Raw genomic sequence first — 258 nt, forward strand, 5'->3', positions numbered from 1 at the left:
CGGCAAGGCTTCGCTGAACGCGACCGTCGCGACCGCGTTCGGCTGCCCGTTCGAGGGGCGCATCGACGAAGAGCGCGTCGTGTCGATCGCGCGGACGTATCGCGAAATGGGCATCGACGGCATCACGCTCGCGGATACCACCGGCATGGCGAATCCGCGTCAGGTCGCGCGGCTGGTCGCACGCGTGCTCGAACACGTCCCCGCCGCCGATCTGACGCTGCACTTTCACAATACTCGCGGCCTCGGCCTCGCCAACGT

At 67.8% G+C, this 258-nt stretch carries 1 protein-coding gene; it reads left to right on the forward strand.

All coding sequences use genetic code 11. The annotated features are described in order from the left end of the window. On the forward strand, positions 1 to 258 hold a 258-nt coding region (locus NCR39_RS19215; RefSeq protein ID WP_502800245.1), incomplete at both ends, for a hydroxymethylglutaryl-CoA lyase-like TIM-barrel protein.

The organism is Caballeronia sp. ATUFL_M2_KS44 (assembly GCF_023630965.1).
Classification (GTDB): Bacteria; Pseudomonadota; Gammaproteobacteria; order Burkholderiales; family Burkholderiaceae; genus Caballeronia; species Caballeronia concitans.